The 13664-nt window shown below is 57.9% G+C and carries 15 protein-coding genes and 3 riboswitches; of the genes, 9 read left to right on the top strand and 6 right to left on the bottom strand.

What is annotated here, in order from left to right; translation table 11 throughout:
* Positions 1–106: 106 nt before the first annotated feature.
* The gene (locus C4334_RS00280) at positions 107–301 is read right to left on the bottom strand and encodes a helix-turn-helix domain-containing protein (protein ID WP_352430068.1); all 195 of its coding nucleotides are present in this window, start codon (positions 299–301) and stop codon (positions 107–109) included.
* 407 nt (positions 302–708) lie between these two features.
* Between C4334_RS00280 and queF the strand changes: the two genes are divergently transcribed.
* From queF to C4334_RS00265, 3 genes are read left to right on the top strand one after another with little or no spacing between them, the layout of a single operon-like run.
* Complete coding sequence (gene queF, locus C4334_RS00275) at positions 709–1149, top strand: preQ(1) synthase (RefSeq protein WP_352430067.1); 441 nt, start codon at positions 709–711, stop codon at positions 1147–1149.
* A complete protein-coding gene (locus C4334_RS00270) occupies positions 1146–1355 on the top strand; it encodes a hypothetical protein (RefSeq protein WP_352430066.1) in 210 nt (69 codons plus the stop codon). Before queF ends, C4334_RS00270 begins: the two co-directional genes overlap by 4 nt.
* 3 nt (positions 1356–1358) lie before the next feature.
* Positions 1359–2621, top strand: coding sequence for an MFS transporter (locus C4334_RS00265; RefSeq protein ID WP_352430065.1), 1263 nt, complete (start codon positions 1359–1361; stop codon positions 2619–2621).
* 22 nt (positions 2622–2643) lie between these two features.
* Here the strand turns inward: C4334_RS00265 and C4334_RS00260 are convergent, their stop codons facing one another.
* The 5 genes from C4334_RS00260 to crcB form a co-directional block, all read right to left on the bottom strand.
* Positions 2644–3090 (bottom strand): hypothetical protein, encoded by a 447-nt coding sequence (locus tag C4334_RS00260; protein ID WP_352430064.1) that lies wholly within the window; start codon positions 3088–3090, stop codon positions 2644–2646.
* A gap of 51 nt (positions 3091–3141) precedes the next feature.
* On the bottom strand, positions 3142–4839 hold the full coding sequence (locus tag C4334_RS00255) for a dynamin family protein (protein WP_352430063.1): 1698 nt from the start codon (positions 4837–4839) through the stop codon (positions 3142–3144).
* Between the two features lie 17 nt (positions 4840–4856).
* On the bottom strand, positions 4857–5576 hold the full coding sequence (locus C4334_RS00250; RefSeq protein WP_352430062.1) for a DUF190 domain-containing protein: 720 nt from the start codon (positions 5574–5576) through the stop codon (positions 4857–4859).
* Between the two features lie 63 nt (positions 5577–5639).
* Positions 5640–5963: a DUF190 domain-containing protein gene (locus C4334_RS00245; RefSeq protein WP_352430061.1), complete on the bottom strand. Its 324-nt coding sequence runs from the start codon at positions 5961–5963 to the stop codon at positions 5640–5642.
* Between the two features lie 91 nt (positions 5964–6054).
* Positions 6055–6576, bottom strand: coding sequence for a fluoride efflux transporter CrcB (crcB, locus tag C4334_RS00240; protein ID WP_352430060.1), 522 nt, complete (start codon positions 6574–6576; stop codon positions 6055–6057).
* A gap of 60 nt (positions 6577–6636) precedes the next feature.
* Positions 6637–6712, bottom strand: a riboswitch (Fluoride riboswitch).
* A gap of 115 nt (positions 6713–6827) precedes the next feature.
* Positions 6828–6895, top strand: a riboswitch (Fluoride riboswitch).
* Positions 6896–6955: 60 nt separating this feature from the next.
* On the opposite strand from crcB, the gene C4334_RS00235 reads away from it, so the two are divergent.
* The 6 genes from C4334_RS00235 (at position 6956) to C4334_RS00210 (ending at position 13624) form a co-directional block, all read left to right on the top strand.
* Positions 6956–8158: a cation:proton antiporter gene (locus C4334_RS00235; RefSeq protein WP_352430059.1), complete on the top strand. Its 1203-nt coding sequence runs from the start codon at positions 6956–6958 to the stop codon at positions 8156–8158.
* An 11-nt stretch (positions 8159–8169) separates the two neighbouring features.
* Positions 8170–8586, top strand: coding sequence for a universal stress protein (locus C4334_RS00230; protein WP_352430058.1), 417 nt, complete (start codon positions 8170–8172; stop codon positions 8584–8586).
* Positions 8587–8664: 78 nt separating this feature from the next.
* Positions 8665–8730: riboswitch (Fluoride riboswitch) on the top strand.
* A 257-nt stretch (positions 8731–8987) separates the two neighbouring features.
* Positions 8988–11786 (top strand): nitric oxide reductase activation protein NorD, encoded by a 2799-nt coding sequence (locus tag C4334_RS00225; RefSeq protein WP_352430057.1) that lies wholly within the window; start codon positions 8988–8990, stop codon positions 11784–11786.
* 55 nt (positions 11787–11841) lie between these two features.
* Positions 11842–12720: a hypothetical protein gene (locus C4334_RS00220; RefSeq protein WP_352430056.1), complete on the top strand. Its 879-nt coding sequence runs from the start codon at positions 11842–11844 to the stop codon at positions 12718–12720.
* 29 nt (positions 12721–12749) lie between these two features.
* Positions 12750–13172, top strand: coding sequence for a hypothetical protein (locus tag C4334_RS00215; RefSeq protein WP_352430055.1), 423 nt, complete (start codon positions 12750–12752; stop codon positions 13170–13172).
* A gap of 35 nt (positions 13173–13207) precedes the next feature.
* On the top strand, positions 13208–13624 hold the full coding sequence (locus tag C4334_RS00210; RefSeq protein ID WP_352430054.1) for a tetratricopeptide repeat protein: 417 nt from the start codon (positions 13208–13210) through the stop codon (positions 13622–13624).
* Positions 13625–13664 lie beyond the last annotated feature (40 nt).

Here is a 13664-nt window from a genome sequence, read left to right as displayed (position 1 = left end):
TCACAAAGCGTCGCGCGTTGGAGCGGTCTATTTAACTTTACGCGTGCCACATGGTTCAAATGGATGCTCGCAACGTATCGCACGACCATCAGGTGACGTCCTCTCCTCAATTAATTGAGGGCATCCCCAAAGGAATGGACGCGAGGATAAAGCCTCGCGCTTTTCCGGTCTCCTCGTACTTTTTCCGGAGGTGCCAGAGGAGGCCGTTGTAGACCTTGGTGGCGCAGTACATGGCGTTCCGGAGGAGGGCTTCCGTCTCGGGATCAGGGTGGATCTGTGCCTTGAGCGTCAGGAGTGGCATCGGCTCTTCAGTATTGTATTATATGCGAGGGGGTGCGGTGTATCCCCTCAATGAATTGAGGGGGATGACAGCCCCCTCGCGCTCCCCCGTTTTTCTAAAGATTGGCCGCCCCCTTTTTCTTTCGCGTCGAGCCACAGTTTGCTCGGACGTCCAGCCATGGTGCGCTGAAGTCGCGCCGAAGCGTTTCACATCGGATGGCGTGGCGTCTCGCCGCGATCCGAAGCTTGCGATTTCGCATACTCTCTTCCAATAAACGTAGCTCACAAGTGAATAGTTTCGCTGCGATCCGAAGCTTGCGATTTCGCCTTGGGCTGCCGAGGCTGCCAAGTGGCCGTCCCACAGGCCGGCAGTGAAATCTCACCGCCGTTCGTGCTACGATGAGCGGAGGTTGTGATGGGGGGAAGGAGATGAAAGCGACCACTGAAGGCATTGGACTTCCGCCGCCGAACTGGCAAGGGTTGGAGATCCGCTCGACTCCGCGCGAGGAGATGAACCTCTATCCGCTCGATACGTTCCCTTACGAGTACGTCGGGCGGGAAATCCGCATCCATTTCGAGATACCGGAGTTTACGTGCATCTGCCCTTTCTCCGATTTTCCGGATTTCGCGACGATTCGCATCGAATACGTGCCGAACGAGCGGTGCATTGAATTGAAGAGCTTGAAGCTTTACATCAACTCTTTTCGTCAAGTGAAGATCTTCCACGAACACGTGATCAACGTTATCCTCGAAGATTTCGTGCGCGCCTGCGATCCGTTGCGCGTTGAGATCGAAGGCGACTTCAACGTCCGCGGCAACATCAAAACGGTTGTGCGCGCAAGCTATCAGCGACCGCAACGAGAGAAATGACCGTGTTGACGATCGCCATCATCGCTGCCGTCGCCGCCGTCGCCGCCGTGCTTGCGTGGCGTGCGGTGCGCTTCGTCATCAGGCTCGTGCTCGCCGGCATCATCTTGCTCGCCGTCACCGTCGGCGCGCTCATCTGGTGGCGCAGCGCGCAAATCTCACCGCCCAAAGAACAACGTCCCGCGCCACGGCGTGCGGTGCTGCGCTAGGTCGTGGCGGAAGCGCAAAGAGAACTGAGGACGCCGGAGGCGTCGCGCTTTTGGCGGCGTTACCGCGAACTTTCGCGCAACGTCGTCGCCATCAGCTTCGTCAGCCTGCTCAACGACGCTTCGAGCGAGATCATCTACCCGTTGTTGCCTCTCTTTCTGGCGTCGGCGCTGGCGACTTCGCCCGCTGCCATCGGCCTGATTGAAGGCGCCGCCGAATCGGTGTCGAGCTTGCTCAAGCTCTTCTCGGGTTACTTCAGCGACCGTCGCGGAAAGCGCAAAGGGCTGGTCGTTTTCGGGTATGCTCTGGCCGGAGCGGTTCGACCGCTGTTGGCTTTCGCCTCTTCTTGGCCGCAAGTGCTCATCATTCGCTTGACGGATCGCATCGGCAAAGGGATCAGGAGCGCGCCGCGCGATGCGATGATCGCCGATTCATCTCCATCTCACCTGCGTGGGTTGGCTTTCGGCTTCCATCGGGCGATGGACCATGCTGGGGCGGTTATTGGACCGCTTCTCGGTTTTGCGATCTTGTGGCTGATCGCTGCCGATCCGGCCCAGCCGACGGCGACCGATTATGCCCGAGTCTTCCTCGTCGCTTCCGTTCCGGCGCTGGCTGCTGTTGGCGTTGCGGCTTTCGTTGTGCGCGAAGCGGCGACCGCGAGCGCAGACGCAAATGCGACGGCGGCTCGTCCGAAGCTCTCTTTGCGCGGCTTCGACTCCAACTTCCGTCGTTTGCTCTTCGTCCTCGCTCTTTTTACGCTCTCGAATTCGTCCGATGCGTTTCTGCTCTTGCGCGCGCAAGAGACGGGCGTCGCCGTCGCCGCCGTGCCGGTGTTGTGGGCCGCGCTGCACGTAAGCAAAGTGACGAGTTCGCTGGTTGGCGGGAATCTGTCCGATCGCGTCGGGCGCAAGCCGATGATGGTGATCGGCTGGTTGCTTTACGGAGCGGTTTACGCTGGCTTCGCCGTGGTCGAGCGCGCGTGGGCGGCGTGGGCGCTCTTTCTCATCTACGGCATCTATTTCGGGCTGACCGAAGGGGTCGAAAAAGCTCTGGTCGCCGATCTGGTCCGCACCGAGCAACGCGGCACGGCTTACGGTCTGTACAACTTCTCGATCGGGGTCATGGTCTTCCCGGCATCGTTGCTGATGGGCGCGATGTGGACCTTGTTCGGCGCGCGCACGGCGTTTCTCATTAGCGCTGGCATCGGAATAGTTGCCGCTGCGCTCATGGTCATCTTCGTCCAAGCACCCCGTCGTCACGAAAGTTGAAGGCGGTCTCTTCTGGGCGCCTTCACTGCGGGGCGATGAGCGACCTGATCTGCTGGACGATCTCGACGAGAGCATCTATTTCGGGGTCGAGCGTTTGAGAAAGTTGGTCCGGCACGTCGCCGAACCCTTTCAACTTCGCCGCGCGCGAGTTTTCCAAAATGGTCCACAAGATTCCGAAATGTCCCGCTAGGTGGCGGGCGAGATCCTCGCGTTGCACGCTCAATTCGAATCGGTCGCGCAATCGGGCTACATGCGCGCGCGCCATTTGCAGAAGCGCGAGGATCTGCTGCGTTCGATTCGGAGAGAGCCTGTTCTCGATCTTGAACATCGCCCCTTCAAATCGCCCTCCGACGATCAGCGCTTCGGTTTCAGTTAGCTGCCGATCGAGCAGAGCGAGGCGTGTGGAGAGGGCGCGCCGCTGGTCATCGTTGAGGAGCGCGGCGAGTTCTTCATGCCGAGGATTCATCATTTGCCACCGTCATCAAAGGTTTGAGCGCCTGATTGGGAGGAACGAGCCTCACTATGCCGAGGACCCATCATTTGCCACCGTCATTGAAGGCGTCGCTTCCTCTTCGGTTCGTTGAAGCTGGCCGAGAGCGGAATCTATGCGCTCGAGATCGGTTCGGATCTGCGGCGCCTCCGCCCCTCCTGTCGAGGCAAGGCGTTCGACGGTTGCGATCAATTCATCCAATCGTCTCTCGGCCTCGCGCTCGATTTGCGTGAGCGCGGCGTTGACGCTCTCGGTCCATTGCGACGCCAGTCGCGAAAGGTTCTTCTCAACCATGTAGGGCACTTTGCTGGCGAAGTGGCGTTTGACGAGCCATTTCACCAAAAACATCGGGATGATCGGCGAAAGCGTCTCCCAGTTGCGATCGAAGATCTTGCCGATGTGCACATCCGGCTCCTTGGGTTCGGCGAGCGCGATCCCGACTTCGGTGGTATGCAAGCGGATGCCGTAAGCGCGCTGCGTTTTTTCTGCGAGCTGATCCCGGCATTCTTGCAAGATGCGGGAGAGTTGCTCTTCGAGGTCCTTTACCGAAAGAAGCATCGCGGCCCGTTCCGATTGCGAAATCACATCCAACTCGCGCGTCAGCGTTCGGCGCAACCATGCGTTGAATGCTTCGAGCGCGTCCTTGACGCTCTTCGTCCAGTGCGGGAACGCTGCTTCCAGCGCATCACGTAGCCGTGTTTCCAGCCTCGCTCTGTGTGCGTTCAGCCTCGCTGCCACGGCATCGCGAGTCGTGCGCTTTGCGTGTTGCGTCAAGAGTCGCATTTGGAGTCGCATCCGGTTTGCGTCCTCCCGTTTGCCGATGATCTGGCTCTTTAGTTGTTCGCGCGTCGAATCGATCGTCTCAGCGGCAGAGAGCGCCAGCGCCAGATAACCGCGACATTCGTCAAGCAGCGTCATGATCTTCTGGGTGAGCACGTCGTCGCGCTTCTGTTCGATCTTGTTGAGCGTCTCGCGGCGTAAAAACTCCTCGAACGCGGCTCTGCTCGCCTCGTGCTCGTGGCGCACAGAGCAAGAGAAAATGGGCGGCGCTGAACCGAAGGCGCGCGTGAGACGTTCGCGCATGAAGCTTATTACTTCATCCCGCTCCAGATCGGTCAATAGATCCGCCTTCGTGAGCAGAATCGCGACGTGGGGCGTATACCGGCGCGCCGTTTGAATGAGCGAAAGGTCGTTTTGTGAAAGGGGATGATCGGCGCTGATGGCGATGAGCGCCAGCCCGGTGTGCGGAAGCCAGTTGAGCGTCTCTTCCGTGTTGTGTGCCAGCGCGCTCTCCAGCCCCGGCGTGTCAACGAAGCGTAGTCGGCGAAATCTCTCTAGATCGGGGAGTTCAAGGGCGAGACGCGAGACGCGCTTCACGTTGCCCGGATTATCTTGTTCGGCGATGAAATGGCGGATGGTCGCGACTGGGACCTCTTCGCTTCGCCCATCAAGGAAATGGACCGTCGCGCGTTGTTTCGGTCCGTAGCTGAGCTCTGTGACCACCGTCGTGACGGGGACGACGCCGACGGGAAGCAGATCGCGGCCGACCAACGCATTGAGAAGGCTGCTTTTGCCGGCTTTGAAACGCCCGATGACGGCGACGTTGATCTCTTGCTGCATTGCCGTCGTGCGACAGATCGCCAGAAGCGGGAGCAACGAAGCGATCCGATGTCGTCGGATGATCTCCGCGATGATGTCTAGCGTGTGCTCGATTCGCTTCGATTCCATCGGCATGTGATATCGAATTACTCTTTCGATCCGGCCTCCGACGCGTGCGTATATTTGATGATCTCGACGTCGGAGAGGACGACCAACCCTTCGTCCACCATCTCATCGAGAATCGGCAGAATGCGACGTATCTTCTCTTCAGCGTCAACGACCGTGATCATGATCGGCAGATCTCTCGATAGGCCAAGCCAACCCGAACGGTGGACGCGCTGCGATCCACCGTAGCCCATCAGCCCGCGGTAAACGGTCGCTCCAGCGATGTCCATCATGCGCAGCTTCTTGACGATCGCCTCGTAGAGCGGTTCGCCTTCCCACCGATCGTCCTCGCCGATGTAGATGCGCACCATTTTGGCTTGGCCTTCGAGCTTCTCGTGTTTCATCTTCGGTCGCTCCTTTTCCGGTTCTCCATGGGTCGTGTGTTTGATGACCTCGGTGTCTTGGACTTCGATCAATCCGTGCTCGACCATCTCGTAGATCCAAGGGAGTAGGGCTTCGATCTTCTGCGCCGAATCCACCGCTTCGATCCTCATCGGCACATCGTCGGTAATGCTGAACAGGTGCGCTTCGTGCAGCTTCCCGCTCGCGCCGTATCCGGCAACGGCGCGCGTAACGGTCGCTCCAGCGCATCCATGACGATGAAGGAATTTCACGATCGCTTCGTAAGTCGGCTCACCGCGGTAATGTTGTGTGGCGTTGACGTACACGACGAGCTTCCTAGCCGGTCCTCTTTCGAGCATCAGCGCTTTCTCCTCCCCTTTTGAAGCATCAGATCGCTACCCTCTTCTCCCGGCTTGCGCCTTTCAAGCATCAGCGCTTTCTCCTCCCCTTTTGAGGAGCACGGTCGTCGGTTGTATTTGCACGAGCCCATGCGAGCCCAAGAGATCGGCGATGCGTTCAGCAACCGCTCGCAGCTTGCCGCCCTCATCGACCGCTTCGATGATGATCGGTAAGTTCTCCATCGTCACTTCATTCAAGGTGGAATGGATGGTGCGATTGATGCCGTATCCCATCACGCCTTTCTCTACGGTCGCGCCCATAACGTTCAGCTCACGCAGCGTTTCGAGCACCAGCTCGCGGAGCGCACGGCGTCCGCGCCGTTCATCGCCTCCGATGAAGATGGTCATCTTCATCGCATCGTGCCTTCGCTTCTCGGCGGCACCCCTTGTGCTCCGTTCACCGATACACTCGTACAAGCTCATCTTCCCATCCCCTTCGTCATGATCGCTCTTCGGTTCGCACGCGCTCCTGAGGTTCGCTCAGGTCATCGAACTGCATCTGGCTCGTTTCAGGCGTTTTCTCTTCGGCTTGCAGCGCCGTTTCCATCTTCATGAGTCCGTTCAGCATGGGCGCTCCCGCCACCCATCGCGCCGCGAAGATGCCGCCCCAAACCGCGATCAGGCCGACGGCGAAGCTCAGAACGACGTAGAGCAGGGCGTGAAACAGATTCCTGTCCTCGATCAATCGCGCCGTTTCATACTCGAAGGTCGAAAAGGTCGTGTACGCGCCGACGAATCCGACGGCAACCAACAATCGCAAGTGCGGATTGACCGTAAAATGTTCGGTCACGAGCGTCAGAAAGAAACCGATGATGAACGACCCGCTGACGTTGATGACGAAAGTCGCCGTCGGAAAAGGGGCGGCGGCGCGCGATAAGACGGAGCCGCTCAGGTAATAGCGCAAGATCGCCCCAAGCGCTCCACCGACGGCCACTGTCAAATACTTCGTGAAGGTGTCCACTCGATTCTCTCCCAATTCAGTCTTTCGCTCCCATAAAGGCGATGACTCCTTTTCAAGCGCACTTGAAAAGGAGTCATCAATCCCGACTCATCACAGCCGAGATGCTTATACGGCGAACCCCATCGCCACGAATTTTCATTCACTATTTTACATGGCGAGACGAAAAAGTCCATAAGGAAAGTTATGGGCCCGTTCATGAAATTCTCGCCAAACGGCTTGACGCTTTCACGGGAAACGGAAAATAATAGCACCGGAAAAAAGGCGATGGAGTTCGCCTAAAAGCGTCCAAGAGATTTGGACTGATGACTCCTGCATCGTGACGTTGAGCGGTGCGGGAGTTTTTATTTTGGGCACGATCGCTCATCAGGGAGGTGCTTTGATGGCTCAAGTGTGGTTTCTCGCCTCCGTCTGGATCGGGTTGGCGTTGATCGCCGTATTGCTCGCCATAAAGCTGCGCATCTCGACGGCGCTCTCCGAGATCATCGTCGGCACGGTCGCGCAGCTCGTCATCGGCGCGACGATCGGCGCAGCTTTTCTCGGCACGCAACAGCCGTGGATCACTTTCCTCGCTGGCGCTGGCGCCATTGTGCTGACGTTTTTAGCCGGCGCGGAACTCGATCCTGAGGTCATCAGCGCACGTTGGAAGGAGACAACGGTCATTGGGCTGGCGGGATTCTTCGCCCCTTTCCTCGGTTGCGCGGCCGTCGCGCGCTACCTTTTGGGTTGGCCCGCTAGACCCGCATGGTTGGTCGGCGTGGCGCTTTCGACGACATCGGTTGCTGTCGTTTACGCTGTCATGCTGGAACTGGGCTTGAACAACACCTCGTTCGGCAAGACGATCCTCGCGGCCTGTTTCGTCAATGATCTAGGTACGGTCATCGCGCTCGGTCTGATCTTCGCGCCGTTCACGCTGAAAACAGCGATCTTCATCATTGCCTCCATCACCGTCTTTGCGATTTTGCCTTGGCTTACGCCGCGTTTCTTCCGTCGCTACAGCAATCGGGTTTCAGAGCTTGAGGCAAAATATCTGCTCTTCCTCCTCTTCGGGATGGGAGGATTGGCCGCTTGGGCGGAAAGCGAGGCGGTTCTACCTGCTTACTTGATCGGGATGGTGTTGGCGGGCACAGTCGGTAAAGATCATGCTTTGATCCGGCGATTGCGGACTTTGACCTTCGGATTGCTGACGCCTTTCTACTTCATCCGCGCCGGCTCTTTCGTCTCCATCCCCGCTCTGCTCAGCGCGCCGCTTGTCTTCGTCATCTTGTTTCTGGCTAAGTCGGTGACGAAGTTCATCGGAGTCTTCCCGACGACGAAGATCTATCGTTACGGCAAAGAAGAAAGCATCTATACGACGATGCTGATGTCAACGGGACTGACTTTCGGAACGATCTCGGCGCTCTTCGGTTTCTCACATGGGATCATAGATCGGGCGCAGTATTCCTACATTGTGGCGACGGTGATCGCCAGCGCCGTGGTGCCGACTATGATCGGCAATGCTTTCTTCCTTCCGAGACATCTTCTGTCTGTGACATCGGAATCGGAGCGTGAGCCGGAGGTCGTCGGCTCATCGACTTCACTTTGAGGAGGTAAAAGATGTTGGAGCGGATTCTTGTTGCCTTCGATGGCTCCGAGCAATCGCGCAAAGCTTTTGAACTCGGGCTCGAAATAGCCGGCAGATTTCGGGCGAAGCTGTTTGTCATCAGCGTCATTCAGCTGCCCGAACCAGCCACCTCGGTTGAAATCGCCGAACTGCTCGATCACGAGCGGGAGCATTTGTTGAGCGAGGCCGCCCACCTACAGAAGCGGGCTGACCATCTCGGCATCGAATTCGAAGCGCACATCGCTGCGGGACATCCAGCTGAACAGATCATACGGCACGCCGAAGACTGTCGCGCTGACATGATCATCATGGGTCGGCGCGGAAGAACGCGCGTAACGCGTTGGATATTGGGTTCAATCTCCGAAAGGGTCCTGCGCTACGCCCATTGTCCCGTCACCGTTGTCAAGTGAGGAGCTGAAGGAAGATTGGTCCGCAGATCCGACGCAGCGCGTTGCACCGTTTGATCGCAGCGGTCTAAAATAGGACCGGTAACTCAGGGTGATGGAGTCCACCATCAACCACTGCGATTGGCAGTTGATGACTCCTGTTTCGAAGCTCGGTCAAGTTTCGGAAAGGAGTTTTTCTTTTGCGTCAACTGAGGAGACGAAGGTTTGATTCCGGCATCTCGCCCCAAGCAGAGGGATCTGTTGCGAATCGCCCGCCCGCGCAAGGCGATGCCAGACGCGAGCGAATCGAGAGTTGGCGGCGCGCGGCGCACGCCTGGTCGTGGATTTCCTCCCACTCGTTCGATCTAGCTTGGGATTTTCTCCGCGCTTTTCGGCGCGTTTCGCCTCGACTCGATCCAAAGGACTTGGTTCGTTGGGTCGATTGCAGCATAAGACTGGCGCGCGTTGACCCATCGCTGGCTGACGAATTCTTCCGCAAAGGCACGGACGTGGTCGTCAGTATATCGCCTTCGATCCGCCCGCGCCTTCTCGCGCTTTGCAGCCGCATAGTACAGATCTACGGTCGCGAGGCACTGCGCGATTGTTTGCGCTTGAACATGACCATCGCAGCGCAGACGCGCGATCAAACACTGAGCGCACGATTGATCGAGGCGGCATTGAATCTTAGTTCCAAGTCGCTCGGTTACTGTCGCGTCTTTCTGCGCCGAACAGCAGAAATCGTCCAGCAGTACGGTGATGAAGGGCGCGAGGACTTTTTGCTTCGTGTGCTCGACCTCGTCGAGCGATTGCCGGCAAAGCTCGCCGTGGATCTGTTCGAAGCCGCCTCGCCTTTGATTGAACGAGCGGGCGATCCGCCCAGCCCCGCTCGGGAGTCGAGCGATCTCTTGTTGCGTCATGTGGAGCGGTTCATCGCCGTCGATGCGGTCAGCGCAGTTCGTTTCTTCATCTGCGGGGTGAAGTTCGCCCGATTCGAAGATGCAGCATTGATCGGTAAATGGGCTGCGCTTTGTGATCGGTTCGCCAGCGTCGAGGGCGCGACCTTCGATAATTTTACGATGCGGGCCGAAGAGGCGACCGATGCTCTGGTCACGCTCGGTTTGGCGCGAGGTGGCGAAGGGAAGGCTTTTGTCGGCGCCGTGCTTGATGGCACGGCTTCGATCGCCGAACGCAGCTTGGTCGCTGCGATCCGGTGCTATGAGGTGAGTCCGGTTTTGCTCGCGCGGTTGTCGCTCAATGCATATCGGGATTGGATAAGTCGCGGACTCGCTTCCTCTTTCGAAGGCAATAAGCTCATCGCTTATTTCGCGGGGGAGTCGCGGGCAAGTCAGAGATCAATGGCCGAAGCTTCCGACGCGCTGCGGTTGGAAGAGATTCTGCCCGTGCTCAAGGGTTATCTCAGCATGTTGACGGGCAAAGATCTCACCGTGATCTCGAGACCTTGGAAGTATGATCTGCTCGAACCCGATTCGAGCGAGGTGGTCGGCTTACCGGAGATGATCGTCGGATTCGAAAGCGCGGAGGAGCGTTTTCGCTTCTACAAGGTGCTCGCTGCGCAGGGAGCTGGCCAGATCGAATTCGGAACTCATGAGGTGGGAACGGAACGCTTGCGCACGCTCGGCTTGGAATTGTGCAAGAAGTTTCCGCATCGTCCACTAGCCTCTTCGAACGATCAGGTCGATTGGCGCACGCTTATCGCCATCTTCCCGCAAACGGCGCTGGCGCAACGCCTCTTCCTGATCCTGGAAAACGCACGCGTCGAGCATCGCTTGCGCTCGCGATATCGCGGATTAGGTCGTGATTTGGATTGGGCGCGGATCTTTCGGAAAAGCTCGCGGCCGCCGGACCGGTACATGATGAAGTACGAGCCGTTCCTTGAACTGCTTTTCGCTGAAGCGCTGGGCCAAGGAGCGGAAGGCGCTCCCGATGCGGAGAAGATTTCATGGCTGGGAGAGGTGAAAGCGGTGCTTACAACTTACGTTCGCAAGACGGAAGCGAGCGTCGCCGATACCATTCGCGCTTGCTTGAAGCTTTACGAACATCTGGCTCCCGAAGAGCCAGAAAGCGAGTTGCGTTGGGAGAAGGAGCGGCTTCGAGAAGAGTCGCCAGCGAAGCGGAAGGAGACAGTAGAAGCCGAAGGCCGAGATGGTGCTGGCGAGCAATTGAAGCTGGAGCAGCGGGAGCGGGATGAGAAGCCCGATCGAGTTCGCACGAAGCCGTTGGAGCAGCCCTGGTGGAACGCGCCGGCTACGAACCTACGAGCCAGCGCTGCCGTGCGGAGCACCGCTCAACCGCTCGACGAAATATGCGTGCCTAATGCTTTCTACTACGATGAATGGGACGCACGACTTGGCGATTATCGCCCACACTGGTGCCGCGTGATCGAGCGCGAATGGCGAGCCGACGACTCAAATTTCGTAAAGCGCGCTCGTGTGGAGCACTCGGGACTGATCAAGCAGTTGCGCCATCGTTTCCAACTCTTGCGGCCAGTCCGGTTGAGGCGCATACGCGGTCAGGTTGACGGGGATGAGATAGATCTTGAAGCGGCGATCGAGCGCGTAATTGACCGACGCGCGCATCGCGCTTCGTCCGCCCGCATCTACGTCGAACTCCAACGCCGCGAACGCGAGATAGCGGTCTGTTTTCTCCTCGATATGTCCGGCTCGACGAGCGCCCGCATCGCGGCGCACAAGTGCGTGCTCGATGCGGAGAAGGAGACCTTGTTGTTGATGAGCGAAGCGCTCAATGCGCTCGGCGATCTTTACGCCATCTATGGTTTTTCGAGCAACGGACGAGCCAACGTCTCTTTCTACCGGTTCAAAGGTTTCGATGAGCCATACAGCGAGCTGATCGCCAATCGCATCGGTGGAGCGAAGTGGTTATCCAATACGCGGCTCGGCGCCGCGATCCGACATGCGACGCGGCGCTTGAGCGAACGATCCGAGGCGACGCGCTTGCTCATTCTTTTGAGCGACGCGCAGCCGACCGATGATGAGTATGGCGATACGCATTACGCGCGCGAGGATACGCGCCTCGCTGTGGCGGAAGCGCGTGCCAGCGGCATATTCCCTTTTTGCATCGCCTTTGGCCTCGAAGACGACGCGCAACTAGATGAAGTCTTCGGAAAGAGCGGTTATGCAATCGTTCAAGACGTCTTTCGACTACCGGAAAAGATGCCGGATATCTATCGCCGTTTAACTACTTGATGTGGACAGGCGGAGCTAGCGACCGGCACGCGGCGACGGTCTTCGGGAATGGCTGATGGTTAGGGTGGACCAATTCGCGTTTCAGATACGTGCGACAAAAGATTTGCCTGTCGCGCTTCGGAACTCCTATGAAAAGGCGTCTGCGAAGGAGGTCTGGAGTTATGTCATTTACGCTCCGCCTATCGTCGATCCGCCGGCGCGTCATCGTCAGATGCCCGCCGGATACTTGCTCATGGTGGGCCGCGATCGTTTGCGCATCGCCGTCGAACGCGATGTTGTGGAGGAACTCGACCTGCCGTTCACCGATTTGATCTCTATCGAGATCGGAGAGGCTCTGCTCTTCTCATGGATGAGGTTGATCTTCGGACGGCGAACCTATCGCGAAATCAAAATCCCTTTCAATACGGTCAGCATTGAACTCTTCAGACGCGCCCTGTTTCTAGCAAGGCGCGCGCTCGATGTGAAATTCGACGGAGCGTGTGATTCGCACGTCAATCGGTCGACTCTGCCGTTCAAATTTCAAAGCGAGCTTCAGCGTTGGCTATTCGAAGATGAAAAGATGCTTGAGCTTGCTTTCCAGCCGGAGATACGCGCGCGCCGTTTTATCATGATCACGCAATTGGCTCCGCCGACGCTCCTTGCCCTAACGGATCGGCAGTTCCTCTGCATTACGGAAGAGCCGCCGATAGCGCGTGAGCGATTAGGTAAATACTCATCGGTTTATGTCTATTGTCCTCTTCCGCGTTTAGATTCATTAGCGCTCGAAGCTGATAGAGAACGAAGGGGATTGGCCGATCTCGGAATTGATCTCGTCAACGATCGAGCGCGTTTTCGCCTTAGTGTGAAGATCAGCGGCGATGATCTGGCGCGGTTTGCGCTCTTCTGCCGACGCACGATGGAAGCTTTGAATAAGAGCGCAAGTGAAGGGCGTTGAGACCCCCGTATTGGGAGAGTGAGCGAGAGATGAAAGTCAATGAAGCGCATCGATTGCACATCGGCGTCACGCTTCGTCATCTTGAGCGGGATCTGATCGCTTTTCAGGAGACCATCGGTAAAGAAGCGTCTCCGGCGCGTTTAACGGTGCATCTTGATCGGATTCGGCCTGCGGCAGAAATCTTCGAACTCGTGGCGCTATTGAGGCGCGAGATCGAAAGCATCGCAGACGAACTCGATCTATCGCCGTGTGCGGAGAGTACCGTCCGTGCTTTCTTGGGGCGTTTACATCTGAAAGTGGCCAGCATAGGCGAATTACTCTCTTTGCGCGCTGTCGGCGATCCAGATCCCGAACTCGCCCGGTACGTTGAAACGAAGGTGGATCGTCTCGAAGCGCTTTTGCGGCGATTGATCGCGCTGTTGGAAGAACAGTTGCGGGAGAATCACGCGTAAAGTTAAGCCAAACGCACGGATGCTGGAGGTTGACGATGGCGCGAAAGCGAAGGGCGCGCGGTTCTGAGCACAATCAGCTCGGCGTGACCTTTTATCGGAGCGGAGCGCTCGATTTGGCCATCGAGCAATTCGAGCTTGCGACGCGCCGTGCGCCGTGGGCTTCCTCATACTGGCTCAATCTCGGAGTCGCGCTGCTCAGCAAAGGCATCTTGGATGAAGCCGAGGCGGCGCTCTCTCGCGCGCTCGAGCTTGACGGCGAAAGCCAGTCGGGCTACTTCCACCTAGCCCAGCTCTATGAGGAGCGCGGTGATGAGGCCGCGGCGCGCGGTGCTTTCAAGAAGGTGATCGATCTCGATCCGCGCACGCATCTGGCCCAGCGCGCGCGCGAACGACTCGAAGGTTGGCGCCCTCGCTTGCTCGGAATGCCGAAGTCGGCGGAGACGAAAGGTTGATCTCGATCTATAATTTTTGCTCTCGAGTTCGGCTGTGCGG

The sequence above is a fragment of the Pyrinomonas sp. genome (assembly GCF_040289685.1).
Classification (GTDB): Bacteria; Acidobacteriota; Blastocatellia; order Pyrinomonadales; family Pyrinomonadaceae; genus Pyrinomonas.
The sequence above is the reverse complement of the archived record's forward strand: the minus strand, read 5'-3'. Positions and strand labels throughout refer to the sequence as shown.

Excerpts from the sequence above, each read along its gene's own strand:
- C4334_RS00270 (WP_352430066.1), top strand. The coding sequence starts at position 1,146 with ATGACCGTGTTGACGATCGCCATCATCGCTGCCGTCGCCGCCGTCGCC.
- C4334_RS00220 (WP_352430056.1), top strand. The coding sequence starts at position 11,842 with ATGGTTAGGGTGGACCAATTCGCGTTTCAGATACGTGCGACAAAAGAT.
- queF (WP_352430067.1), top strand. The coding sequence starts at position 709 with ATGAAAGCGACCACTGAAGGCATTGGACTTCCGCCGCCGAACTGGCAA.
- C4334_RS00255 (WP_352430063.1), bottom strand. The coding sequence starts at position 4,839 with ATGGAATCGAAGCGAATCGAGCACACGCTAGACATCATCGCGGAGATC.
- C4334_RS00260 (WP_352430064.1), bottom strand. The coding sequence starts at position 3,090 with ATGATGAATCCTCGGCATGAAGAACTCGCCGCGCTCCTCAACGATGAC.
- C4334_RS00245 (WP_352430061.1), bottom strand. The coding sequence starts at position 5,963 with ATGACCATCTTCATCGGAGGCGATGAACGGCGCGGACGCCGTGCGCTC.
- C4334_RS00230 (WP_352430058.1), top strand. The coding sequence starts at position 8,170 with ATGTTGGAGCGGATTCTTGTTGCCTTCGATGGCTCCGAGCAATCGCGC.
- C4334_RS00280 (WP_352430068.1), bottom strand. The coding sequence starts at position 301 with ATGCCACTCCTGACGCTCAAGGCACAGATCCACCCTGATCCCGAGACG.
- C4334_RS00215 (WP_352430055.1), top strand. The coding sequence starts at position 12,750 with ATGAAAGTCAATGAAGCGCATCGATTGCACATCGGCGTCACGCTTCGT.
- C4334_RS00250 (WP_352430062.1), bottom strand. The coding sequence starts at position 5,576 with ATGCTCGAAAGAGGACCGGCTAGGAAGCTCGTCGTGTACGTCAACGCC.
- C4334_RS00235 (WP_352430059.1), top strand. The coding sequence starts at position 6,956 with ATGGCTCAAGTGTGGTTTCTCGCCTCCGTCTGGATCGGGTTGGCGTTG.
- C4334_RS00210 (WP_352430054.1), top strand. The coding sequence starts at position 13,208 with ATGGCGCGAAAGCGAAGGGCGCGCGGTTCTGAGCACAATCAGCTCGGC.